Origin of the sequence: Kingella sp. (in: b-proteobacteria) (genome assembly GCF_030527935.1) — a bacterium.
In the GTDB taxonomy this organism is placed as follows: Bacteria; Pseudomonadota; Gammaproteobacteria; order Burkholderiales; family Neisseriaceae; genus Kingella_B.
This window is the reverse complement of sequence record NZ_JAUMZV010000036.1, coordinates 1-22,448: the sequence shown is the minus strand read 5'-3', so window position 1 is coordinate 22,448 and position 22,448 is coordinate 1. Positions and strand designations below refer to the sequence as shown.

Sequence of the window (22,448 nt, the reverse complement as noted above, 5' to 3'; positions counted from 1 at the left end):
AAAACCTGTGTTTGGGTTTCGGCTGTCGAAGGAAAGGTTTTTTTGCAAAGGTCTCTCTTCGTCATTCCCGCGTAGGCGGGAATCTTGGTTAAATTCACACAATGGATTGTTTTTGCACACATTTATGAATGTTTAGCAAGATTCCCGCCTACGCGGGAATGACGGCACTTCTTGCGTTTCAAGCTGCCTTTGGCTTTACTGCCCTGCGTGCAATACAAAAATCGCGGGGCGTTTTTTTAGGCTGGGCAGGGCGGGCATTTTGCGCCATTGGTGGATGCTTTGGCTGATGATTTGCTGGCTGGGCAGGGTTAAATCGCAGGCGATGCACAGGCGGGTGTGGGGGTGCAGGGTGGCAAGGGCATCGGCGAGCAGGGCTTCGTTGCGGTAGGGGGTTTCTATGAATATTTGGGTTTCGTTGGCTTGGCGGGAGCGGGTTTCTAGGGTTTTCAGGCTGCCGATGCGTTCGTCTTTATTGGCGGGGAGATAGCCTTTGAAGGCGAAACTTTGCCCGTTTGCGCCTGATGCCATTAGGGCAAGCACGATGCTGCTTGCGCCGATAAGGGGTTTGACGGTGTAGCCTGCGGCGTGGGCTTGGGCGACTAGGTTTGCCCCTGGGTCGGCGATGGCGGGGCAGCCTGCTTCGCTGACTAGCCCTAAATCGCGCCCTTCGCGCAGGGGTTGCAGCAGCGCGGCGATGGCGTGCGCGGGGGTGTGTTCGTTGAGCGGTTGCAGGTTGAGCGCGCGGATGGGGGCGGCGAGATTCATGTGTTTTAGGTGGGTGCGGGCGGTTTTTTCGGCTTCTACGACGAAGTCGGTAAGGTGGGCGATTTGGGCTTGCTCGTGGGGGAGCAGGCTGGGGGTGTCGGCTGCGCCAAGGGGGGTGGGGATAAGGTAGAGTGTAGGCATGGTGGGGATGGGGGTTGGGGTTTTAGCTACGCTGAACGGTGTTTCAGGCTGCCTTGTTGTGGTAATACGCTGCGTTATGGCGACGAGCTGTCGCCGCTCCATTAGGCAGCCTGAAAATGTTTACGGCGCAATATATAGCGGGTAATTTTTGGGCACGATGTGGCTATGTGTGCGGCTGTTATAGGGCATGGCGTATTTTTGTTTGGTGTAGCGTTTTTTGCCTATATTGCCGCTGAGCGTGGCTTGGATGCCCCACACGCCGTTTTGTTCGGTGGTGCGGTTGAAGCGGATTTGCGCTTCTAGGCTGGTTTGACGGTCTTGGCAGGAGCGTTTTTCTGCGCCTGTGTAAAGGGTGCAGTCGCCATACGCGCCGCTGTTGTCGTTGCCATCGGGGATGAAGCTGGTGGCGACGCGGGTGTTGTCGGTGAACAGGAAAAATTGCCTTGTTTCGGTTGCGCCTTGGCCTGTGTAGCTGTTTTGGGTTTGGTAGCCCCAGTTTTGTTTGCCCACTTGCACAAAACGCCATAAGGACGGGGGCTCGCCCCATGCGCCGACTTCGCTTTTGCCGTGCTGCGTGATAGCCCATGCGTTGCCTGTTTTTTCTAATATGAATAGCTCGGCTAGCCCTGAGGCGGCGTGGCTGTCGTTTTTGCGCTGCTCTTGGGTGTGTTGTAGGCGAAGCCTGTGTAGAGCACATAGCGGGTGGCTTTGCCGTGGCGATTTACGGTGTGGCTGGCGGCGGGCTTCATGCAGTAGGCGGTGTTTTCAGGCTGCCTTGGGTCGCTGGGGGGCGGGGCGGTGAGTTGGCATGGGTGTGCGGGCTGTGGGCGTTGGTAATGTTGGTTGATGAGATTGCGGATGGCGGTATCGTCTGCGCTGGGGGCGGCGAGAGCGAATGCGGGGATTAGAGCGAGAACGAGAAGGATGGGTTTCATGGGATGGCTCTGGGTGAGATGGGTGGAAAGAGAAGGCAGCCTGAAAATGGGAATGGGCTAGAAGCGGGGAAACGTGTTTTAGCTGCGCTGAACGGTGTTTCAGGCTGCCTTTGGGTTATTCGGTGTCGGACCTTTGGGGTTGGGGGGAGTAGGGTAGGGCAGCCTGAAAATGGATTGTGTTTTGGTTTTGTTGGCGTTTTGGGTTTTAGCTACGCTGAACTGCGTTTCAGGCTGCCTATTGTTGTTAAGCTAATCCAGCGGTAAACATGGGCAGCCTGAAACGCTGTATTCAAGCAAGGCGGTTGGTTTGGCGTGCTATTTGGCAACGAGCCGTCGCCGCTCCATGCGTGGCGGATGGCATAGGCAGCCTGAAAACCATCCCGCCCCATCAATCCATCTGCGACACCATCACAGGCAGCCCGCGCACGGCTTGCATCACTTCGTCCACTTTGCCGCGATAGATTTGCAGGGCGGCGCGGTCGGCGGTGGCAAGTTGCGGCGTGGGCAGGGCAACGGTGGCGGGGTTCACAGGCTGCCCGTTAATCCGCACTTCGTAGTGCAGATGCGGGCCGGTGGAATGCCCCGTGCTGCCCACCAAGCCAATCACCGCGCCCGAGTTCACGCGCGTGCCCACGTCCACGCCGCTGATAAACGCGCTCAGATGCCCGTATAGCGTTTCCATGCCGTTGTCGTGGGTAACCATCACGGCGTTGCCGTAGCCGCCTTTCCAGCCGCGAAAGCTGACCACGCCATCGCTGGGGGCCAACACGCGCGTGCCTTGCGGGGCGGCGTAGTCAATGCCTGTGTGCATCCGCACGGTGTGGGTGATGGGGTGCACGCGGATGCCAAAGGGCGATGAAATGCGGGTGTAGCTTTCAATCGGCAGCCCGCCAAAGCCTTGGCGCAGCGGTTCGCCGTTTTCGTCATAATAATTGCCGCCGTTGTCGGCATCGCCGTTTTCAAAATAATAGGCGTAATAAGTGTGATTGTTGGCGGTTACTTCGGCAGCCAGCACGTTGCCCGTTGCCACTTCTTGCCCGCGAAAATACAGGCTTTCATACAACACGCGCACGCTAGACCCTTCGGGCAGTTTGTCTAAATTGATTTTATCGGCAAAGATTTCTTTGAGCGTGATGCGAATATCAATCGGCACGCCCGCTTGCCCCAACGCGCCCGACACGGAAGACGTAATCACCACCGAGCGCAGCGATGGCAGGGTGGTGGTGTCGCCTTCGGTTTTGCGCAGCTGCCATTTGCCATCGGCGTATTCAATCGCCACCAAGTTGCGCTCGCCGTCTTCATCGTTAAAGAATTGAATATCGGTAACATTTTGCTGCGCATCAATGTGCGCGCTCACAATTTTGCCCTCATGGAGCTTCAACGATTTCAGGTTAATCGGGCTGTTTTGCACAAAATCTTGCAGATTCTGCTCGCTCACGCCAATGCGCGCCAACACCATAGGCAGCGTGTCGCCCTCTTGCACTTCCTCGTCGCGCCAATAGCTCAATCGCCCAAAATCGGTGATTTTGGGGCTGGGCAACACTTGGCGCACCAAACGCGCATTGGGCGCAATTTCCGCCTTTTTCGGGCTAAACGCCACCGCCACAAGCACCAGCGCAAGCGCGATAATCGGAAAAATAATCAGTTTGTTAGGATTTATTTTTTTCATTGGACAACAGATGTAAAGCAAATCGGAAAACGCGCGATTTTAGCATTTTCAGGCTGCCTGAAAGAGACTTTTGATGGCGGGCTGCTACAATCCGCCTTTTTTGTTTGCCGCTCCATTATGTTCACCCTAATTCTCCCCGCCCTGCTGCGCCAAGCACACGAAACCCTGCCCGAACTCAACACCCCCGCGCTCAACCAACTGCTGCGCTACGCCAAAATCCAGCCCGCCGCGTTTAGCCGAATGCAGCTTTATCAAACCTATCTGTGCGACCAATTAGGGCAGCCTGAAAACGTGGTTTACGCCAGCCCCGTGTGGCAACAAATGGGCATGAACACCGCCAGCCAACTGCCCGCCGAACACCTGCCGCTCTCGCCCAGCGAAGCCGCCATTTGGTGCAACGAGCTGAACCAGTTTTACCACGGCGAATATGCGTTTAGCCCCATCCGACCCGATTTGTGGACGCTTGCTCTGCCCAGCCCACCCACATGGCACGCCGCCAGCATCCTAGACATCGCCAGCCAGCTAGACGGCAGCCAAAGCGCAAGCGGCAGCGACATCCGCCCGTGGCTCGCCCTATCCACCGAGCTACAAATGTGGCTGCACAACCACCCGCTCAACCAAACCCGCCAGCAAAACCAACTGCCGCCCATCAACGGCATTTGGCTGTGGAACGCCCCCGCGCCAATGACCGATTTTCAGGCTGTCGCACTCATCGCCAGCAACAGCGCGTGGGCAGCGCACAGCAGCCAAGAGACTGCCCGCCAGCCCGAAAGCTACGCCGCATGGCAACACACCTGCGCCCAACGGCAAATTCCCATCGCCCAAACCCATATTTTTGCCGACGACTTCCTGCCCAGCCAGCAAACAGGCGACCTATGGGCATACCAAGCCCAGCTTGAAGCATGGGAGCAAAACTGGTTTGAACCGTTGCTGCAAGATTTGTTTTCAGGCTGCCTAAACGGGCTGCGCATCGTGTGCGAACAAGCGCAATGTACGATAGGCAGCAAGCCACAATGGGCGTTTTGGAAACGCCAACGGCGGTTTGATGGGAAGATGCTGTGAACGAGTGGGGGCGGGATGGTTGGGCTGGATTGGGCGGGCTGAAATTTTTGTGAAGTTCCAAAGGCAGCCTGAAAAGATAGAACCGTTTGGTGTTGCGCCAGACGGTTTTTTTTGCGGTGGGGATGGGTTTTCAGGCTGCCTAAACGCGGGGGCGATATAGGCAGCCTGAAAATGCGTCCCCGCGCTTCTACGGCTTGCTTGCAAGCCGTGCGCTTGGGTTAAAAAAGGATGGCGTGGTTTGGGTTTAAGAAATAGGGCAGCCTGAAATTTGCGGGTTGTGATGTGGCGGGGGGTGTTGGGCTGGATGGTGCATCAAGGCAGCCTGAAATGGCGTCTATCCATGCAGCGAAAAAACCGTTTGGCGCGATACCAAACGGTTTTTATAAACTGTTTCGCTCGTTTTCAGGCTGCCTTTTCCCGCTTCATCTGCAACCAAACACCATACAAAAACACCAGCACGCCTAGCCACACCAAGCCATAGCCCATCAGCCGCGCCCCGCTTAATTGCTCGCCCAACGCCAGCCCCAGCAAAAGCTGCGTGGTGGGCGACAGGTTTTGCAAAATGCCCAGCAACGACAGCGCAATCCGTTTGGCAGCGGCGGCAAAAGCCAGCAGCGGCAGCGTGGTGGCTGCGCCCGATGCGAACAACACGGTTTTTTGCAACAGCGTTAATTCGCCAAACACCAGCGTGTTTTGCGTGCCACACCAAGCCAAATAGCCCAGCGCAAAGGGCAGCAGCAACAGCGTTTCCAGCGTGAGCCCTGCCAAAGGCGGCATGGGCGCGAGTTTGCGCACCGCGCCATACAAACCAAAGGTAAACGCCAAAAACAGCGAAACCCACGGGATTTGCCCCGCAGGAATCGCCAGCCACACAATGCCCGCCACCGCCAGCGCAATCGCCGCCATTTGCCACACGTTGAGCCGTTCTTTAAAAATTACCCAGCCCAGAAGCATATTCACCAAAGGGTTGATGAAATAGCCCAAGCTCGCTTCCACCACATGATGATGAATAATTGCCCAAAGATAAATCAGCCAATTTGCCGCAATCAGCAAAGACGACAGCGCAAACGTTGCCAACAATTTGGGCTGACGAAACGCCATCACCAACGCCTTGCCTTGCCGAAACGCCAGCAGCAGAGCCAACGCAAACACGCTTGACCACACAATGCGTTGCGCCAAAATTTGCTCCGCAGGCATGGGCGAATGGTTGAGCGGATACCAAAATAGGGGGAACAAGCCCCATGTGCCATAGCAAGCTAATGCCAGCAAAATGCCTTGGCGTTGCTCGGATTGAGTGGATAGAGACATCGCAGAATCGCCAAAAAAAGCGCAATGGTACGCCTGCGGGGCGATAGCCGTAAAGCGGGAAAATCCGTATAATCCGCGCTCTGTTCTTTAACTGACTTCGTTAAACGCGGCAGCCTGAAAGCCCTTTTCAGGCTGCCTTATCATCTTTCACAGGAAACCATCATGGCACAACAACTCAACCCCGCGCTCAACGTAGCCTTCAAAGCCGCCCGCAAAGCAGGCGATTTGATGCTACGCGCCAGCAACAATCTCCCCACCATCCGCATCGACAACAAAGCGTTTAACGATTTCGTCTCCGAAGTGGACCGCCAATCCGAAGCCATCATCATCGAAACCCTGCAAGAAGCCTATCCGCACCACCGCATTTTGTCGGAAGAAACAGGCATCGTGGGCAACGAACGCGCCGAATTTGAATGGATTATTGACCCGCTAGACGGCACCACCAACTACCTGCACGGGCATCCACAATACGCCATCAGCATCGCGCTATTGGAAAAAGGCGTGTTAAAAGAAGCCCTTGTTTACGCTCCCGAGCGCAACGACCTATTCACCGCATCGCGCGGCAATGGCGCATTGCTCAACGACCGCCGCATCCGCGTGTCCAACCGCATTGAACTCAACCAATGCGTTATCGGCACAGGCTTCCCCGTGGTGGAGCAATCCATGTTGGACAGCTATCTTGCTATTTTGAAAGCGTTTATTGAAAAAACCGCAGGCGCACGCCGCGAAGGCGCAGCATCGCTGGATTTGTGCTCGCTGGCAGCAGGGCGGTTTGACGGCTTTTTTGAATTCAACTTAAAGCCGTGGGACATCGCCGCAGGCGCGTTGATTGTGCAAGAAGCAGGCGGCATCATCACCGATATGCAAGGCGAGCAAACTTGGCTGCAAACGGGCAATATTGTTGGCGCGAACCCCAAAGTGCTGGCGCAGATGTTAAGGATAATTGGGGCGCACGTTTAAGCTCGCGTTTGTTGTTATGGTGAAATATGTTTTCAGGCTGCCTATTTGCGATTAGGCAGCCTGAAAATGTGTTTGGGGTAGCGATGAGTGGGGTATTGTGCCGCAAGCACGCACGTAGTGGATTGATGGCTTGGGAATTGCGGCGAATTTATTGCACCATAACAAGGCAGCCTGAAAACGCATAAACCGCTTTTCAGGCTGCCTTACGCTTATTCAACAACTATTTCTTATACACCGCCGCATCCTTCACCGAGCGGAAAATCGCATTCAAATTGTGGTCCAGCACATCTTCCACCAGCTGCGGGGTTTCTTCGTTGAGCGTGGTTTGCAAGTCATACGACAGCATGGCGAGCTTTTTCTGCAAGGCTTGGCGCACCATGCCTGCCACTGCGTTGCTTAAATGCGGCAGCAGCTTATCGCGGATGCCTTGCATCAATTCTTGCTCGGACAACACGCGCACGCGGCGGGTGGAAGGCAAATCGGGCAATTCATATACATGCACAGCAATATCGGGCAGCGCAACGGGCGCATCGGTTTTCAGGCTGCCTGAAAGGGGGGCAGCAGGCGCGGGGGTGGGGGCGTTGTCGCGGCTTTTGAGCAGCACGGTTTTGGTTTCGTGTGCATAGCGGCGCGTGCGTTCGCTTTGCAAGGCGGATTGGGCGGCGAGCCAGTCTTCTTGTATCAGCACGTCCACTTCGGTGTCGGTGATGCTGTCGCTTTGGTTGTGCGCTTCTACGCTCTGGCTAAGGTATTCGCGGTAGGCGGCATCCAGTTCTTTGTCGCCAAAGGGGCGCAGCTCGTTGGTGTTGGGGTAGATGTCGGATAAATCGCGCAGGTTTTGTTCGCGCGCGCTGGGGGGCGTGATGGTGATGTCGGTGAGCAGGGCGCGGGTTGGCGCGTTGGCATGGGTTTCTTGGCGATGGCGCAGCGCGGTTAGGTTGCGTTCCCAATCGTTGTCGCTTTGGTGTTGGGGCTGCGGCGCGGGGCGAAAATCGTCGTCTTCGCTGAGTGTGAATACCATGTCGGAAGCGAATGGGTTGTTTTGATTCATTCTGGGCGTGTCCATAAAAAGGGGTTTTGCTACAATACCGCTTTTTGCTAAAAAGCGAGACAAAATGGAAGATTTGGAACAGCGTTTGGATTATTTGGAAGAAACCAATGATATGCTGCTGATGCAAAATCGCGTGCTGGCGGCGGCGTTGCAGGGATTTTTGCGCGCGATGCCGCAAGAGATGGCGGAAAATATTGTGGAATCCGTTCAGGCTGCTTTTGAAGACGAAGTGGCGGAACTGGGTTACAGCAATAGTGTTCACGCCGATTTGTTTCAAGAAGCGGTGGATACATTTTTCCGCGATAAGCGTTAATTTAGAACCTGTATTCACTATTTCCATAGCCATCTTTTATGCCCTAAAAACGCGGCTACCGCGTTAAAAATGCTCGCAAGGTGTCCAACCTTGCTGCGCTTTTTGCCTTGTATCCGCGCTTTTATGTCATCAAATCTGCCTATGAAAATAGTGAATACAGGTTCTTAGACCGCGAATTTTACCCGATTTTGCTAAACGGCTGTTGTGTTTCATAAAAAGGCAGCCTGAAAACCGAAAGGCAGCCTGAAACCCATGACAACCCAAAACAAAACCGTATATCTCTACACCGATGGCGCGTGCAAAGGCAACCCTGGTAAAGGCGGCTGGGGCGTGCTGATGCGCTATGGCAGCCACGAAAAAGAACTATTTGGTGGCGAAGCGCACACCACCAACAACCGCATGGAGCTTACCGCCATCATCCAAGGGCTTGCCGCGCTCAGCCGCCCCTGCGCCGTGGTCATTCACACCGATTCGCAATATGTGAAAAACGGCATGGAACAATGGATACACGGCTGGAAAAAAAACGGCTGGAAAACCGCCGCCAAGCAGCCCGTTAAAAACGAAGACCTTTGGCGACAGCTAGACCAGCTTGCCGCCCAGCACCAAATCCAATGGCAATGGGTGCGCGGACACGCAGGGCACGCCGAAAACGAACGCGCCGATGCGCTTGCCAACCAAGGCGTAGCCAGCGTTTCGCCCTAATCCGCGCCGTTGCTGCTGCCGCTGCCATATTAGACAGCCTGAAAACATAATAGGCAGCCTGAAAACCAATTCACGCCTTTCACAGCAAGCCCAATAACCCCACCCCATCACACTATGCGAACCCATTACGACAACCTACAAATTCCCCGCGATGCCGATGAACAAACCATCCGCCAAGCCTATCGCCGCCTATCCAAGCAATACCACCCCGATTTAAACCCCAGCGAAGATGCCAGCCGCATCATGCAGCTCATCAACCGCGCCTACGAAGTCCTATCCGACCCCAAACAACGCGCCGAACACGACCGCTGGATACAGCAACAAGAAACCCCGCGCCCCCGCATCGCCCAACACACCACCATCCGCACACACACCGCGCCCCAAACCAGTGCGCAAACCCAAAGGCAGCCTGAAAAACCCATTCAGCCCAGCCCAACCCCCCCTGCCAAACAATCCACCCACAAAAAACTCTGGCAGCCCATCTTCATCATCGCCTGCTGCGCCCTTGTCGCCCTGTTTTTTTGGCAACTCAACAGCTACCTTAAAACCCAAGCCGCCGAAGAAGCCCGCACCACGCAGCCTGAAACCGCCAGCGCAGCCCTAGATAGCGAAACGCAGCCTGAAAACGATGCCACGCCCGCCGTTGCGCCCGCCAATCCCACCGCCCCACCGCTTGCCAACGAAGATGCCCCCAGCAACTACGTTCGCCCCACCACCGCGCCCAACGGCGAACCCTTCCCCAGCACATCAGGCTACGTCAAAAACTACCCCTTCACCCGCAGCACCACCAAACAGCTCACCATATTTGTGGACAACATCCGCAACACTTCCGATGTCTTCGTCGAGCTCCACCAAGCCAACCAGCCCCAACCCCTGCGCACATTCTTTATAGAAGAGCGCAGCCAACTCCCGCTCACCGCGCTAGAAGCAGGCAGCTACACCATCCGCTATGTGCAACTGGACACAGGCGAAACCATCAACAGCGAACCCATCACCCTATCCGATAGCCAAAAAGAAGCCACCGTTTACCTGCAACGCGCCAAAGAGTAGGCAGCCTTGCTCCTTTGTCCAAATCTTTGATTTGGGTATTAAGTAAGCATCTAAATCTATGATTTAGCTATGCGAACTTATGCAAAGCTCAGGGGTATACCGCAGCGCAAAGCGCAAGGTTGAAACCGTTGCCAAACCGTAGGTCGGGCATTGATGCCCGACGGTTTTAAATTAGTAGCGGATTAAGATAAATGGATTAGTGTTTGTCGGGCATCAATGCCCGACCTACAAACTACCAATACAAACCCCATATCGCCCAACACAAAGGCAGCCTGAAAACACATTCCACGTTTTCAGGCTGCCTATTTTGTTGAGAACAAGATTACGCCACTTGCGCCTCAAACCCCGCATCGTCCACCGCCTCCGCCAGTGCGGCAGGGTTGGTTTGCGCCGCATCATATTCCACCACCGCTTTCGCCCCCGCCAAATCCACCTGCGCGCGGCTCACGCCCGCTATGCCTGTTAATACGCGGGTTACGCTGTTTACGCAGCCGCCGCAAGTCATGCCTTGAATGTTTAAAGTGGTTGTTGCCATGATTATCCTTTCGCGGATGAGTTGGAAAGTGCGCAATATAACGGTTTACCCCGTGGCAAAGTCAAGGGCAGCCAGAAAAGATAAATTTCAGGCTGCCTTATATATCCGCTTAAAGGCAGCCTGAAACGATAGTTAGCACGTTTCAGGCTGCCTTGTATTGCATTCGCGTGTGGTTATTTAAACTGGTTATTTAAACCACTTCGCCAGCGTTTGACTGCGCGACACCAGCAAAAAATCCAGCAGATAGATGGCAACAATGGCGGCCAGCGCGGTGGGGAACAGGGCGGCGATGATGAGCAAGGGAATCGCCATCGTCCACCACACGGGCTGTTTGGGCGGCGGCGCAAGGGCGAACACTTTGCTGGGGCGGCGTTTCCACCACATTACCAAACCACTGATGCAAATGCCGATAACGGCAAGGCAGAAAATGGCGTTGGCAAGCACGCTCCACCAGCCCAGCGTGCCCATGTGCAGCGCGATGCTCACCGCCATAAATTTGCCAAAGGCGTTGTAGTCATCGTAGCGGATGTCGGCAAGGATTTTGCCGCTGTATTGGTCTATGTGCACCGTGCGGTCAATAAAGGGGCTGTTGGCATCGTAGCTCATGGAATCTTGGGTGAGCGTCCACACGCCTGTTTCGCCTTGGGGGAAGTTGAGCTGGTAGCGTCCTGCGAAGCCGATTTCGCGGGCAAATCTGTCCACCGTTTCCAGCGTCATCGGTTCGCTGGGGTTGATGCCGTTGTCGCCCAGCGTGCTGCCCGATTGCGGCATGGGCGTGAGTTCCAGCACCCAAGGCACTTCTTTGGTTTTGCCGTCGTTCAGCGCATCGCCGTGGGTGAGCACGGATTCGGGCGTGGGTTTTATGCCCCATTTGCCTGCGGGGAATTGACTCCACGATTGCACCATTTTGCCACCCCAAATGCCCGCCCATGCCATGCCCGATAGGCAAAACAGCAGCAAAATCAGGCTTATCCATGCGCCAATTGCGCCGTGCAAACTGCGCCATGTGCTGCGCCCGCCGCCCAATTTGGGGAACAACACGTTTTTCAGGCTGCCTTGTTTGCTTATCCACAGATAAAAGCCTGTGATAACCAGCAGGATGGTGAGCGCGGCGGCGGTTTCCAGCAGAAAATCGCCTGTTTTGCCGATTAGGATGTCGCTGTGGATTTCGTCCATCAGGTGATACCAATCGCTGTTGCGCGGGTAGGTTTTCATCACTTGCGCGGTGTAGGGGTCTAGGGCAACCATGGTGGCGGTGTCGTTGTTATTCACGCGGAACACGGCAACCGTATCGGCTTGGCGCGGGGCGATGTATTGCACCACCGATGCGGTATCGGGGTTGATGGCTTGGCGTGCGGCTTCGGCTTGAGCGGACAGCGGCTGCACCACGGCTTGCGGAGTAACGCGCATCCGCTCGCCTTCGCGCCCTGTGATGTTGGCAAACAGCAGCATCGCCAGCCCTGTGGCGGCGAGCAACATCAGAAAGGGCGCGGTGAACAGCCCTGCGTAGAAGTGCCATCGCCAAACGGTGAGATAGTGGCGATTGGCGGCGGGTTGGGTGGGTGTGGTCATGGGGGTTCCTTGTTGATTTTTTTGAACGATTTTTTGGAATAAGCAGCCTGAAAGCGGGGGCGCGGTTGAGCTTTGCCTAATGGTATTTCAGGCTGCCTTGATGGGTTGCATTGCCCCGCGTGTTTCGCTTGGGCGGGCTGCATTGTACGGATGATGGCGGTTTTGGCAATAAGCCAAAAGTAGGCAGTCGCAAAGCACCATAGGCAGCCTGAAAAATTGTAGGTCGGGCATTGATGCCCGACAAATACTGAGCTACTTATCTTGAATACGCCGCGAATTAAAAACGTCGGGCATCAATGCCCGACCTACGACAGCCTGAAATCCAAAATGGAGCGGCGACGGCTCGTTGCCAAATGGTTATTCAACATGATTTTGTTGATTAACAAAATGTCGGCGAGCCGCCGACGCTCCATCGGTTACAGATTTTGCAAGGTTTTCAGACTGCCTTTGTGGTTAAGGCATAGCTTGCTAACCACGCAGAGCGGGCGGTTCGGTTTAGCGCGCCGCAAGCGTGGGTATGGCGGCGCAACGCCATGCGAACGGGAAAAGAACGGCAGCCTTATTTTCAGGCTGCCTTGTTGGGCTTTCGTTGTGTTGGATGGCGTTTCAGGCTGCTTTGAGCATTTTCAGGCTGCTGATTAACATCACATCAATCCGCCAAATCCCGTGCCAACTGCACCGCTTCCTGCAAAGTCTCCACCCCGAAAATCTGCAGTTTCGGGAACTCTTTCTGATTACGCGGCAAATTGGCTTTGGGTACGATGGCGCGTTGGAAGCCGAGTTTTTCCGCTTCTTTGAGCCGCTCCTGCCCGCGCGAGACGGGGCGCACTTCGCCGCTGAGACCAATCTCGCCGAACACGACCATTTTTTCCGGTAGCGGCTTGTTGCGGAAGCTGGACACCATCGCCAGTATCACCGCCAAGTCCGATGCGGGTTCGCCGATTTTCACGCCACCGACGGCGTTGAGAAACACGTCTTGGTCAAAGCAGGCGATGCCCGCGTGGCGGTTGAGCACCGCCAGCAGCATGGCGAGGCGGTTTTGCTCCAAGCCGACGCTCAGGCGTTTGGGGGTGAAGCCGTGCGCGTCGTCCACAAGGGCTTGTATTTCCACCAAAAGCGGGCGGCTGCCTTCCTGCGTTACCAGCACGCACGAGCCCGCCACATCGTCGCGGTAGCTTGCCAAGAAAATGGCGGAGGGGTTGGACACGCCTTTCAAGCCCTGCTCAGTCATGGCGAACACGCCCAATTCGTTCGCCGCGCCGAAGCGGTTTTTGATGGCGCGTATCATGCGGTAGTTGGAATGCTGGTCGCCCTCGAAATACAGCACGGTATCGACCATGTGTTCCAGCACGCGCGGGCCGGCGATTGCACCGTCTTTGGTAACGTGGCCGACAAAAATCATGGCGATGCCCAGCTGCTTGGCGATGCGGGTGAACTGCGCGGCGCACTCGCGCACCTGCGACACGCTACCGGGCGCGGACGTAATCTGGTCGGAATACATGGTTTGGATGGAATCGATGACCACCAGCACGGGCTGGTGCTGCTTTAAGGCAGCCTGAACCGCCTCTAAGCGGATTTCCGCCAGCAGATTGATGCCCTCGCTCTGCACGCCGAGCCGCTGGGCACGCAGGGCAACCTGCTGAGCGGATTCCTCGCCCGACACATACAGCACCTTGCGGCTCTGCGCCATTTTGGCGACTGTTTGCAGCAGCAGCGTGGACTTGCCGATGCCGGGGTCGCCGCCCAGCAGAATCACCGCGCCGTCCACCAGCCCGCCGCCGAGCACGCGGTCCAGCTCGCCCATGCCCGTAGGCTGGCGCGGCACTTCCACTGCGCTGACGCGCGACAAATCCACCACCTGCGCGCTGTCCGCCGCCCACGATTGGAAGCGCACGTTCTTCGGCTCGGGTGCGGCAATGTCTTCCTGCAAGGTGTTCCACTCGCCGCAATGCGGGCATTTGCCCTGCCATTTGGGCACGGTGCCGCCGCATTCGGTGCAGCGGTAGAGGGTTTTTGGGGCTTTGGCCATGTTGATTGTTCCTTGTTGGATTGTTTTCAGGCTGCCTTTGGGTGATTGGGTTAGGCAGCCTGAAAAGGGTTAGAGCGTGTTTTCAGCGAGTAAATGGCGATTTTATCATTCAACGCTGCTGCCTATTTTTCATTACCCATCTTACTGGGCTGCCACGCTTTCTCTCGTTTTCAGGCTGCTTTATTCTCCGCCACCACCCCGCGCCCAATCTCTCGCAGCAACGCCACATCATTCCACGTCCGCAGCCGTTCCCGAAACAGCTCAAACGGCATCAACTGCGCGCCAAAGCGCGCCAAATGCGCTGTGTCTTGTTGGCAATCAATCAGGCGGATGCCGCAGTCTGCCAAAAACGGCACGGCGCGGGCAAAGGCGATTTTGGACGCATCGGCGCGGTGGGCGAACATGGATTCGCCGTAAAACACGCTGCCGATTTGCACGCCATACAGCCCGCCCGCCAGCTGCCATTGCCCCGCATCGTTAGGCAGCCAGCATTCAAAGCTGTGCGCGTGCCCCAATTGGTGCAGCGCGGTGTAGGCAGCCTGAAAATCGGGCGCAATCCAAGTGCTACCTTGCCCTGCGCGCGGCACTTGGGCGCAGGCGGCAATCACATCGGCAAAGCAGGCGTTCACGCTGACGCGGTAGCTTTTGTGGCGCAGCGTTTTGGCGAGCGAGCGACCGATGTGCAGCCGCTCGGGCAGCAGCACGGCGCGGGGATGCTGCGAAAACCAGTAAAACAAGCCATGCTCGCTAAACCACGGGAAAATGCCCTTGCGATACGCCGCCAGCAGCATCTCGGGCGTGAGCGCATCGCTGACGCACACCAAGCCGTCGTGCGTGTCTTGCGCGGGGGAATATTCGGGGAACAGGGGTAAAGCGGAGGGAACGAAGGGGATGGTCATGGCGGGGCTGGGGATGGGCACAATTTAGGTGGCATTTTAACGTTTTCAGGCTGCCTTGGATGATGGGACAGCCTGAAAACTTTTGTGAAGTCGTTGAGGCAGCCTGAAATACAATCCATCCAACAAAATCACTTCGCGCTACCGCAAACGGTTTTCCCATTTTCAGGCTGAAACCTTTGTAAAACCCCTGAGGCAGCCTGAAAAAATAAGAAATGCCGTCATTCCCGCGCAGGCGGGAATGATGGAGAATTGACCATTTCTTGTTTTGTTTTAGGTTTTGCAAAGGTTTCAGGCTGCCTATGGTTTACATCACAAGGCTGCCTGAAAACACCCTCACCACCCCGCCCAAAAAACCACCGCGAACCTGCTAAAATCCAATTCCCCTCATTCCCCAGTCCGCCTAAAACCACCATGCTCCAAACCGCCGCCCCCTTCTCGCTCTGGCTGCAACGCCAACTCGCCAATCAAACGCTCAATCTCGCTCTGCTCGCCCAATGGCTACCGCGCCCGCTCACGCCCGCTGACTACGCCCAATTCGCAAACTGGCAGCAGCTGCAAGCCGATGGCAACGAAGCCGAAATCGCCCGCCAGCTTCGCATTCTGCGTCGCCATGTGCTCGCCCACATCATCACGCGCGACCTTGCCCGCCAATCCACGCTAGACGAAGTAACCCACACCATCACCCAGTTTGCCGATTTCGCCATCAACACCGCGCTGGGCTACGCCCACGCCCACTATCAAGCCCTATACGGCACGCCCATTGGGCGGCACACAGGCGCGGCGCAGCATTTAACCGTGATTGCCATGGGCAAGGCAGGCGGCGATGAACTCAACGTTTCTTCCGATATAGATTTGATTTTCACCTACCCCGAAAGCGGCGACACCAACGGCAAACGCGCGCGCAGCAACCAAGAATTTTTTACCAAAGTGGGGCAAAAACTCATCGCCTTGCTCAACGACCACACCGCCGATGGGCAAGTGTTCCGCGTGGATATGCGGCTGCGCCCCGATGGCGACAGCGGCGCATTGGTGGCGAGCGAAACCGCGCTGGAACAATATCTGATTACCCAAGGGCGCGAATGGGAACGCTACGCATGGTGCAAAGCCCGCGTGGTAACGCCCCATGCCAACGACATCGCCGCGCTGGTGCGCCCCTTTGTGTTCCGCAAATATTTGGACTACAACGCTTATCACGCCATGCGCGAGCTGCATCGCCAAATCCGCCAAGAAGTGCAAAAGCGCGGCATGGAACACAACATCAAACTCGGCGCGGGCGGCATCCGCGAAGTGGAATTTATCGCCCAAATCTTCCAAATGATACGTGGCGGGCAAAACCGCAGCCTGCAACTCAAAGGCACGCAAGCCACGCTGGCGAAACTCGGCGAAATCGGCATTTTGCCGCCCGACACCGTTGCCCAACTGCTCGCCGCCTACCGCTTCCTGCGCAACGTAGAACACCGCCTGCAATATTGGGACGACCAGCAAACCCAAACCCTGCCCGACAGCCCCGAGCAACAAACCCAGCTTGCCATCAGCATGGGCTTTACCGATTACCCCGCCTTTTTAGGCAGCCTGAAAACGCACCGCGATTTTGTAAACCAACAATTCAACCAAATTCTCAATGAGCCCGAACACGCCAACAACGAAGCCCCGCACCCACTCGCCGAGCTATGGGACAACGCCGCCGACCCCAATAGGCAGCCTGAAACCGAGTTAGCCAAACTGGGCTACGCCGACAGCCCCCACATCGCCCAACGCCTTGCCCACATCCGCCAAGCCAGCAAATACCGCCAACTCTCCGCCCACGTCCAGCCGCGCTTTGATGCCATCGTCCCCCGCATGATAGAAGCCGCCGCCCATCGCCCCAACCCCGATGCCACTCTGCTGCGCCTGCTGGATTTTCTAGACACCATCAGCCGCCGCTCTGCCTATCTCGCCTTTTTGCAACAATACCCCGCCGCGCTCAACCAAATCGCCGAGCTGATGTCGCAAAGCGCGTGGGCAGCCGAATACCTGCGCCAACACCCCATTTTGCTAGACGAACTTCTATCCGCCCAGCTTATGCAACCTTTGGATTGGACAGCGTTAGAAAACGAACTTTCAGGCTGCCTAAACGCCCAAGACGATATCGAAAGCAAAATGGACACCCTGCGCCGCTTCCAACACGCGCAAACCTTCCGCCTATTGGTGCAAGACCTAGCAGGCAAGTGGACAGTAGAAGCCCTAAGCGATGAGCTTTCGCTGCTTGCCGACATCATCCTACGCCAAACCCTGCACCACGCATGGCACAGCATCCCCAAAATCCACCGCCCCGACCCGCAATTCATCATCATCGGCTACGGCAAACTCGGCGGCAAAGAACTCGGCTACACATCCGATTTAGACCTTGTTTATCTCTATAACGACCCCCACCCCGAAGCCGCCGAATGCTACATCAAACTCGCCCGCCGCCTATCCACATGGTTATCCAGCAGCACAGGCGCAGGCAGCCTATACGAGCTAGACCTACGCCTGCGCCCCAACGGCGACAGCGGCTTCCTCGTCCACAGCCTTGCCGCCTACACCCAATACCAACAACAAAACGCATGGACATGGGAACACCAATCGCTCACCCGTGCCCGCTATATCTGCGGCAGCGCAACGCTTGGCGCGCAATTTGAACAACTGCGCCGCCAAATCATCGCCCAACCGCGCAACATAGGCAGCCTGAAAACCGACATCATCGCCATGCGCCACAAAATCACCGCCACCCACCCCGCCGATGATGAAAACGTCAAATACGCACGCGGCGGCGTGGTGGACGTAGAATTTATCGTCCAATACCTTGTGCTTGCCCACAGCCATGAAGCCCCCGAGCTGCTAGAAAACTACGGCAACATCGCCCTATTGGGCATGGCAGCGCAGCGCGGCTTTATCCCCGCCGAGCAAGCCAGCGCCGCCCAAAACGCCTACCGCCGCTATCGCCAAATCCAACACAACAAAAAACTGCGCGACATCGCCCGCGTTGCTGTGGATAAAACCCTGCTGGCGGATTATCAAGCGGTGAAAGATTTGTGGGCAACGGTGTTTGGCGCGTGATGCCATCAGCACAACAAAGGCAGCCTGAAACGAATGATGGGGCGTTTCAGGCTGCGTCAATAGTGCGCCAATAAGCGTAGCCCAGTTTCATGAGCCGTTGCCATTCCATTTCAGGCTGCCTTTGGTGATTGGCGGCAGCCTGAAAACCGTTTTTCCATGCTGTTTTCGCTTTGCTAAAATCTGCTTCGCTTGTTTTCAGGCTGCCTATTTTTTGCCAGAGCAGGCATTTCGCCGCCTACCGCGAGCAGGGCAAGCCCCTGCACCCCGCGCGGGGACAGTTTCAGGCTGCCCAACCATTGCGCCCGCGCCCATAGTGCGGCGCAATTTGCCGCCCACCATTGCCGCGAACATTCTGGTGGGTAAGTGGCGTAGGTCGGGTATTGATGCCCGACAAGCAGCGAAAAATTTGAAAAACGTCGGGTATCAATGCCCGACCTACGAACTCGTTGCCCACTCTACATTTCAAGCAGCCCACGTAGCGAAGCTGAGTTGCCAAGCCAAAACACAAAGGCAGCCTGAAACCGCACCAATACCGTTTCAGGCTGCCTATCTCATCAAGTCCAGCTATTTATTCTTATTCTTCTCTTGCATCATCTGATGCAGCGTTTTCGCCGCAGGGCGCATCGGCGCGTGGTTTTTTGTCCAGCCAAGCTGCCACGGCGGGGTGAGCGCGCGGAAGGTGGTGGCGGCCCAGCCGAGCGTGCGATACGCTTTAATCTTGCCAAACGAGCCGCTAAACACGCGCCAAGCCATGCTCTCGCCCGTGCTGTATGACGCGCCTTGCCCTTTAATCGGATACGCCACTTGCTCGGCAGGCGAGCGTTGCGCTTCTTGGCGCAGGCGTTGCATTTGCTCGGTAATTGGGATTTTCACGGGACAAACTTCCACGCACGCGCCGCACATGGTGCAGGCGGTGGGCAAATCGCGCGTTTTTTCCAAGCCCATTAGGTGCGGCGAGATAATCTCGCCGATTGGGCCGGGGTAAGTCGTGCCGTAGGCTGCGCCGCCCACGCGGGTGTAAACGGGGCAATGGTTCATGCACGCGCCGCAGCGGATACATTGCAGGGTGCGGCGCATTTGCTCTTCGCCGTAGGCTTGCGTGCGCCCATTGTCCAGCAGTACAAGGTGCATTTCTTGCGGGCCGTCTAGCTCTTCGCAGCGGCGCGGGCCGGTAATCATGTTGAAATAGGTGGTGATGTTTTGCCCAATCGCGGTGCGCGGCAGTTGGCTGTATAGCGGCACAACATCGGTGAGCTTGGCGACCACTTTTTCAATGCCTGTGATGGCGATGTGCACGGGTGGCACGGTGGTGGACAGGCGGCCGTTGCCTTCGTTTTCCACTAAGCACAGCGTGCCTGTTTCGGCTACGGCAAAGTTTACGCCACTCAATCCCACGTCTGCCGTGCGATAAATATCGCGCATGGCTTGGCGGGCAAAGCCTGTGAGCTTGTCCACATCGTCTGTTAATTCTGTGCCAAGGTTGTCGTGGAAAAGCTGGCTCACTTGCTCTTTGGTTTTGTGAATGGCGGGCATCACGATATGGGTGGGCTTTTCGCCGGCCATTTGCACGATAAATTCGCCCAAATCGCTTTCCACCGCGCGCATGCCTTTGCTTTCTAAATGGTGGTTTAGCTCAATTTCTTCGCTCACCATAGATTTGCCTTTCACCATCAGCTTGGCTTTGTGCGTTTCCATGATGCCGTAGATGATTTGTTGCGCTTCTTCAACGGTTTCTGCCCAATGCACGCGCACGCCAAGGCGGGTTAAATTGTCTTCCAGCTGCACCAGCAAATCGGGCAATTTGGACAGCGCGTGTTGGCGAACGTGCTCGCACAGCGTGCGCAGCATTTGCAATTCTTCTTCGTCTGACAACACCATTTTGCGCTTGGTCATCAGCATATCCATGGCGGTGCGCAGGCTTTTGCGCAGCGGTTTATCTGCTAGCGCGGCTTGCGTGTTTTGCTTGAAGGTTTCGGGGCGGGGGTGGAAGTGGACGGTTTGTGTGGTCATGTTTTTATCTTTCTGAATGATTGTGTGGCTGGATTAGGCAGCCTGAAAGAGTGTTTTTGCTGTTTTCAGGCTGCCTTTGCTGTGCGGATTAGGCAGCCTGAAAACATGATTTACGTCATTTTCAACCTTGCGCGTTGCGCTGCGGCATACCCCTGAGCTTTGCATAAGTTCGCATAGCTAAATCATAGATTTAGATGCTTACTTAATACCCAAATCAAAGATTTGGACAAAGGGGCAAGGCTGCCTTTGCGGTTAAGACTATTCTGCCAAATCGCTCACGGCAATATGCTCAGGCAACACCGCCAGCACCACCAAATCGCGCGGCCCGTGTGCGCCAAACGCCAGCGTTAATTGAATATCGGCGGTTTTGGACGGCCCTGAAATCAGGATAATGTTGGTGGGCATATCGTCCACCAGATTTTCGCCCGTGAGCGCGGCGTAGAACGTGTCGTACAGCTTGCGCGTGTCAAACAAGCAAAAATGCACAGGCGGCACAAGGCTTTGGCTGCGCGGTTCTTCGGGCGATGAAACCAGCATCACCGTGCCCGTGTGCGTGATGCCGCACAGCGATGTGGTAAAGCCCGCGTCCACGTTGGCAAAAAAATCGTCTTTCCAATCGTCAATTTTTTGCTCAAAGCCGCGCGTGGCGAAACCTGCCTGCGCCAACGCCGTTTCGGCGCGTTTGCCGTGCGCGGTTTGTGGCGACAACAGCATATTGCGTAGCCCTTTTTGCTGCGCCACTTGCACCAGCGTGTTTTCCCAATCGTGTTCGCGCACCCAACAAATCTCGGTTTTCACCGCGCGCATGGTTTTTGCCCAATGTTTCAGGCGTGCCACTTCGTTGTCCCATGTGGGCGACATTTCTTGGTAATAATCATGGGTTTGCGGCTCTGCCATCGGATAGGCGTTGGCTTGACGCAGCTTGGCTAAAATATTCTCGCGCGCGCTCATGCTTTGCCCCCCGTGCGTTCCAGCAGAAAGGTGGCGATGTGTTTGGGGCGCGGCATATTGGGTTCGTCTTTTTCAATTTTGCCACCGATGTTCATCATGCAGCCCGCGTCTGCGCTCACAATTTCCACCGCTTCGGTTTCTTTGAGCGCGGCCACTTTGTCGCTCACCATTGCGCCTGAAATATCGGAATGCTTCACCGAGAATGTGCCGCCAAAGCCGCAACATTCGTTTTCGTGGTCGTGCACCACGCGCTCTACGTTTTTCAGGCTGTCTATTAGCTTCCAGCCTGTTAAATGCACGCCCATTTCGCGGCGGGCGGTGCAGGATGTGTGCACGGCAACCTTAATCGGCGCGCCTGTGTCTTCGGGCTGATAGCCGATGTTGAGCAGAAAGTGGGTGAACTCCACCACGCGGCTGGCAAGCTCGTTGGCGCGTTCTTCGTATTCGCTGCCCGCAAACAGGCTGGGCCAATGCAGCTTCATCATGCCGCCGCATGAGCCCGATGGCACCACAATGGGCCAATCTTCGGGGAATAAATCCAACTGCGCTTTGGCAACGGCAAAGGCTTCTTTTTCGTGCCCAGACGAATAAGCGGGCTGCCCACAGCAGCTTTGTTCCATGGGGAAATGCACGTTGATGCCCAGGGATTCCAGCAGCGTCATGGCATCCATGCCTGCTTGGGGCATAAACATATCTAAGATGCACGTGCCAAAGAAATAGACATCGCGCGGATAGGTGGTGTTTGTGTTCATGGTTTGTTTTCTTTTTTGGTGTGGTTGAGACGGCGGGATGCCGTGCGGGGTAATTTATTGTAGTTACATGTAGTCTGTCAAGATGGTTTGTTAATGTTTGTTAGACTGTGTTTACTAAATTTAAATGGGCGTTGTGGTGGGGTATTTGATTGCAATGCTTTGTTTTTATAGAGAACGGTGGTGATAATGAGCAAAAAAGCAGGGGCGAAAAATATGGAATGGCGAATGAATTTTGCTGAAACGATTGGATTTTGTTTTGTGAAATTACAAGATGGGCAGCCTGAAACTTGGTAAACATCTAAGGCAGCCTGAAAAGGGTTTGCGCTTTGTGGTAAACAGCCGATTAACTTTAACCATGCGTCTTATGCCAGCGGGGCACTTACTTTTCTTTGCTTCGCCAAAGTGTGGACCTGCATTCATCATCCACACGATAGCTTTCACGTCCTAAAAACATGGCTACGGCGTTGCAAATGCTCGCAAGGTGTCCAACCTTGCTGCGCTTTGCGCCTTGTATCCATGCTTTTATGACGCAAAATCTATTCGTGCGGACAATGAATACAGGTTCAAAGCAAAAGAAAGGCGACCCCGACGTGCAGGTTCGCTGCGCGAACTTCCCTCACTGCGCATCCTTTTTTCGGCGCGTGCGAACTAGCCGCACTTCGTGCG

General features: G+C 55.8%; 24 protein-coding genes. 9 read left to right on the top strand and 15 right to left on the bottom strand.

Annotated features, from left to right (window positions below):
- Positions 1-195: 195 nt before the first annotated feature.
- From Q4A85_RS10635 to Q4A85_RS10620, 5 genes are all read right to left on the bottom strand, one after another.
- Positions 196-906: an SAM-dependent methyltransferase gene (locus Q4A85_RS10635; RefSeq protein ID WP_303110172.1), complete on the bottom strand. Its 711-nt coding sequence runs from the start codon at positions 904-906 to the stop codon at positions 196-198.
- 120 nt (positions 907-1,026) lie between these two features.
- Positions 1,027-1,422: a hypothetical protein gene (locus Q4A85_RS13275; RefSeq protein ID WP_368500216.1), complete on the bottom strand. Its 396-nt coding sequence runs from the start codon at positions 1,420-1,422 to the stop codon at positions 1,027-1,029.
- A 104-nt stretch (positions 1,423-1,526) separates the two neighbouring features.
- On the bottom strand, positions 1,527-1,841 hold the full coding sequence (locus Q4A85_RS13270) for a hypothetical protein (RefSeq protein ID WP_368500215.1): 315 nt from the start codon (positions 1,839-1,841) through the stop codon (positions 1,527-1,529).
- 209 nt (positions 1,842-2,050) lie between these two features.
- Positions 2,051-2,230, bottom strand: coding sequence for a hypothetical protein (locus Q4A85_RS10625; protein WP_303110168.1), 180 nt, complete (start codon positions 2,228-2,230; stop codon positions 2,051-2,053).
- On the bottom strand, positions 2,230-3,510 hold the full coding sequence (locus Q4A85_RS10620) for a M23 family metallopeptidase (RefSeq protein WP_303110166.1): 1,281 nt from the start codon (positions 3,508-3,510) through the stop codon (positions 2,230-2,232). The genes Q4A85_RS10625 and Q4A85_RS10620 overlap by 1 nt, the downstream gene beginning before the upstream one ends.
- Positions 3,511-3,627: 117 nt before the next feature.
- On the opposite strand from Q4A85_RS10620, the gene Q4A85_RS10615 reads away from it, so the two are divergent.
- Entirely contained in the window at positions 3,628-4,572 is a 945-nt protein-coding gene (locus tag Q4A85_RS10615; protein WP_303110164.1) for a hypothetical protein, read from the top strand.
- Between the two features lie 402 nt (positions 4,573-4,974).
- Here Q4A85_RS10615 and rarD read toward each other — a convergent pair whose 3' ends face one another.
- A complete protein-coding gene (rarD, locus tag Q4A85_RS10610; RefSeq protein WP_303110162.1) occupies positions 4,975-5,880 on the bottom strand; it encodes an EamA family transporter RarD in 906 nt (301 codons plus the stop codon).
- A gap of 162 nt (positions 5,881-6,042) precedes the next feature.
- On the opposite strand from rarD, the gene Q4A85_RS10605 reads away from it, so the two are divergent.
- A complete protein-coding gene (locus tag Q4A85_RS10605) occupies positions 6,043-6,840 on the top strand; it encodes an inositol monophosphatase family protein (protein WP_303110160.1) in 798 nt (265 codons plus the stop codon).
- Positions 6,841-7,060: 220 nt separating this feature from the next.
- Here the strand turns inward: Q4A85_RS10605 and Q4A85_RS10600 are convergent, their stop codons facing one another.
- Positions 7,061-7,891, bottom strand: a complete 831-nt coding sequence (locus tag Q4A85_RS10600) for a hypothetical protein (protein ID WP_303110158.1) — start codon at positions 7,889-7,891, stop codon at positions 7,061-7,063.
- Positions 7,892-7,955: 64 nt separating this feature from the next.
- Here Q4A85_RS10600 and Q4A85_RS10595 point away from each other — a divergent pair, with 64 nt between their 5' ends.
- From Q4A85_RS10595 to Q4A85_RS10585, 3 genes are all read left to right on the top strand, one after another.
- Positions 7,956-8,204 carry a hypothetical protein gene (locus tag Q4A85_RS10595; RefSeq protein WP_303110156.1) on the top strand — a complete coding sequence of 83 codons (249 nt, stop codon included), beginning with the start codon at positions 7,956-7,958 and terminating at the stop codon, positions 8,202-8,204.
- A 252-nt stretch (positions 8,205-8,456) separates the two neighbouring features.
- Entirely contained in the window at positions 8,457-8,906 is a 450-nt protein-coding gene (gene rnhA, locus Q4A85_RS10590; protein ID WP_303110154.1) for a ribonuclease HI, read from the top strand.
- A gap of 114 nt (positions 8,907-9,020) precedes the next feature.
- On the top strand, positions 9,021-9,956 hold the full coding sequence (locus Q4A85_RS10585) for a J domain-containing protein (protein WP_303110152.1): 936 nt from the start codon (positions 9,021-9,023) through the stop codon (positions 9,954-9,956).
- Positions 9,957-10,278: 322 nt separating this feature from the next.
- On the opposite strand, the gene Q4A85_RS10580 is transcribed toward Q4A85_RS10585, so the two are convergent.
- The 3 genes from Q4A85_RS10580 to Q4A85_RS10570 all read right to left on the bottom strand — a co-directional run bounded on the left by Q4A85_RS10580 (position 10,279) and on the right by Q4A85_RS10570 (position 12,294).
- Complete coding sequence (locus tag Q4A85_RS10580) at positions 10,279-10,491, bottom strand: heavy-metal-associated domain-containing protein (RefSeq protein WP_303110150.1); 213 nt, start codon at positions 10,489-10,491, stop codon at positions 10,279-10,281.
- A gap of 186 nt (positions 10,492-10,677) precedes the next feature.
- A complete protein-coding gene (locus tag Q4A85_RS10575; protein WP_303110148.1) occupies positions 10,678-12,063 on the bottom strand; it encodes a PepSY domain-containing protein in 1,386 nt (461 codons plus the stop codon).
- 87 nt (positions 12,064-12,150) lie between these two features.
- Complete coding sequence (locus Q4A85_RS10570) at positions 12,151-12,294, bottom strand: hypothetical protein (RefSeq protein WP_303110146.1); 144 nt, start codon at positions 12,292-12,294, stop codon at positions 12,151-12,153.
- Positions 12,295-12,528: 234 nt separating this feature from the next.
- Between Q4A85_RS10570 and Q4A85_RS10565 the strand changes: the two genes are divergently transcribed.
- A complete protein-coding gene (locus Q4A85_RS10565) occupies positions 12,529-12,705 on the top strand; it encodes a hypothetical protein (protein ID WP_303110144.1) in 177 nt (58 codons plus the stop codon).
- 7 nt (positions 12,706-12,712) lie between these two features.
- Here the strand turns inward: Q4A85_RS10565 and radA are convergent, their stop codons facing one another.
- Complete coding sequence (radA, locus tag Q4A85_RS10560) at positions 12,713-14,092, bottom strand: DNA repair protein RadA (RefSeq protein ID WP_303110142.1); 1,380 nt, start codon at positions 14,090-14,092, stop codon at positions 12,713-12,715.
- A 170-nt stretch (positions 14,093-14,262) separates the two neighbouring features.
- Entirely contained in the window at positions 14,263-14,991 is a 729-nt protein-coding gene (gene aat / locus Q4A85_RS10555) for a leucyl/phenylalanyl-tRNA--protein transferase (RefSeq protein ID WP_303110141.1), read from the bottom strand.
- Between the two features lie 411 nt (positions 14,992-15,402).
- On the opposite strand from aat, the gene glnE reads away from it, so the two are divergent.
- Positions 15,403-18,069 carry a bifunctional [glutamate--ammonia ligase]-adenylyl-L-tyrosine phosphorylase/[glutamate--ammonia-ligase] adenylyltransferase gene (gene glnE, locus Q4A85_RS10550; RefSeq protein WP_303110170.1) on the top strand — a complete coding sequence of 889 codons (2,667 nt, stop codon included), beginning with the start codon at positions 15,403-15,405 and terminating at the stop codon, positions 18,067-18,069.
- A 97-nt stretch (positions 18,070-18,166) separates the two neighbouring features.
- The gene (locus tag Q4A85_RS10545) at positions 18,167-18,667 is read left to right on the top strand and encodes a hypothetical protein (RefSeq protein ID WP_303110140.1); all 501 of its coding nucleotides are present in this window, start codon (positions 18,167-18,169) and stop codon (positions 18,665-18,667) included.
- On the opposite strand, the gene Q4A85_RS10540 is transcribed toward Q4A85_RS10545, so the two are convergent.
- Positions 18,634-20,079 carry a LutB/LldF family L-lactate oxidation iron-sulfur protein gene (locus tag Q4A85_RS10540; RefSeq protein WP_303110139.1) on the bottom strand — a complete coding sequence of 482 codons (1,446 nt, stop codon included), beginning with the start codon at positions 20,077-20,079 and terminating at the stop codon, positions 18,634-18,636. The genes Q4A85_RS10545 and Q4A85_RS10540 overlap by 34 nt on opposite strands.
- 24 nt (positions 20,080-20,103) lie before the next feature.
- Between Q4A85_RS10540 and Q4A85_RS10535 the strand changes: the two genes are divergently transcribed.
- Complete coding sequence (locus Q4A85_RS10535) at positions 20,104-20,235, top strand: hypothetical protein (RefSeq protein ID WP_303110138.1); 132 nt, start codon at positions 20,104-20,106, stop codon at positions 20,233-20,235.
- A gap of 102 nt (positions 20,236-20,337) precedes the next feature.
- Here Q4A85_RS10535 and Q4A85_RS10530 read toward each other — a convergent pair whose 3' ends face one another.
- Together Q4A85_RS10530 and Q4A85_RS10525 are read right to left on the bottom strand one after the other, a co-directional pair.
- Complete coding sequence (locus Q4A85_RS10530) at positions 20,338-21,030, bottom strand: lactate utilization protein C (RefSeq protein WP_303110137.1); 693 nt, start codon at positions 21,028-21,030, stop codon at positions 20,338-20,340.
- Positions 21,027-21,782: a (Fe-S)-binding protein gene (locus Q4A85_RS10525; protein ID WP_303110136.1), complete on the bottom strand. Its 756-nt coding sequence runs from the start codon at positions 21,780-21,782 to the stop codon at positions 21,027-21,029. Before Q4A85_RS10525 ends, Q4A85_RS10530 begins: the two co-directional genes overlap by 4 nt.
- Between the last annotated feature and the right edge of the window lie 666 nt (positions 21,783-22,448).

Coding starts and splice junctions, on each gene's coding strand:
- Q4A85_RS10635 (WP_303110172.1), bottom strand. CDS start 906: ATGCCTACACTCTACCTTATCCCCACCCCCCTTGGCGCAGCCGACACC.
- Q4A85_RS13270 (WP_368500215.1), bottom strand. CDS start 1,841: ATGAAACCCATCCTTCTCGTTCTCGCTCTAATCCCCGCATTCGCTCTC.
- Q4A85_RS10625 (WP_303110168.1), bottom strand. CDS start 2,230: ATGGGGCGGGATGGTTTTCAGGCTGCCTATGCCATCCGCCACGCATGG.
- Q4A85_RS10620 (WP_303110166.1), bottom strand. CDS start 3,510: ATGAAAAAAATAAATCCTAACAAACTGATTATTTTTCCGATTATCGCG.
- Q4A85_RS10615 (WP_303110164.1), top strand. CDS start 3,628: ATGTTCACCCTAATTCTCCCCGCCCTGCTGCGCCAAGCACACGAAACC.
- rarD (WP_303110162.1), bottom strand. CDS start 5,880: ATGTCTCTATCCACTCAATCCGAGCAACGCCAAGGCATTTTGCTGGCA.
- Q4A85_RS10605 (WP_303110160.1), top strand. CDS start 6,043: ATGGCACAACAACTCAACCCCGCGCTCAACGTAGCCTTCAAAGCCGCC.
- Q4A85_RS10600 (WP_303110158.1), bottom strand. CDS start 7,891: ATGAATCAAAACAACCCATTCGCTTCCGACATGGTATTCACACTCAGC.
- Q4A85_RS10595 (WP_303110156.1), top strand. CDS start 7,956: ATGGAAGATTTGGAACAGCGTTTGGATTATTTGGAAGAAACCAATGAT.
- rnhA (WP_303110154.1), top strand. CDS start 8,457: ATGACAACCCAAAACAAAACCGTATATCTCTACACCGATGGCGCGTGC.
- Q4A85_RS10585 (WP_303110152.1), top strand. CDS start 9,021: ATGCGAACCCATTACGACAACCTACAAATTCCCCGCGATGCCGATGAA.
- Q4A85_RS10580 (WP_303110150.1), bottom strand. CDS start 10,491: ATGGCAACAACCACTTTAAACATTCAAGGCATGACTTGCGGCGGCTGC.
- Q4A85_RS10575 (WP_303110148.1), bottom strand. CDS start 12,063: ATGACCACACCCACCCAACCCGCCGCCAATCGCCACTATCTCACCGTT.
- Q4A85_RS10570 (WP_303110146.1), bottom strand. CDS start 12,294: ATGCCCGACCTACAATTTTTCAGGCTGCCTATGGTGCTTTGCGACTGC.
- radA (WP_303110142.1), bottom strand. CDS start 14,092: ATGGCCAAAGCCCCAAAAACCCTCTACCGCTGCACCGAATGCGGCGGC.
- aat (WP_303110141.1), bottom strand. CDS start 14,991: ATGACCATCCCCTTCGTTCCCTCCGCTTTACCCCTGTTCCCCGAATAT.
- glnE (WP_303110170.1), top strand. CDS start 15,403: ATGCTCCAAACCGCCGCCCCCTTCTCGCTCTGGCTGCAACGCCAACTC.
- Q4A85_RS10540 (WP_303110139.1), bottom strand. CDS start 20,079: ATGACCACACAAACCGTCCACTTCCACCCCCGCCCCGAAACCTTCAAG.
- Q4A85_RS10530 (WP_303110137.1), bottom strand. CDS start 21,030: ATGAGCGCGCGCGAGAATATTTTAGCCAAGCTGCGTCAAGCCAACGCC.
- Q4A85_RS10525 (WP_303110136.1), bottom strand. CDS start 21,782: ATGAACACAAACACCACCTATCCGCGCGATGTCTATTTCTTTGGCACG.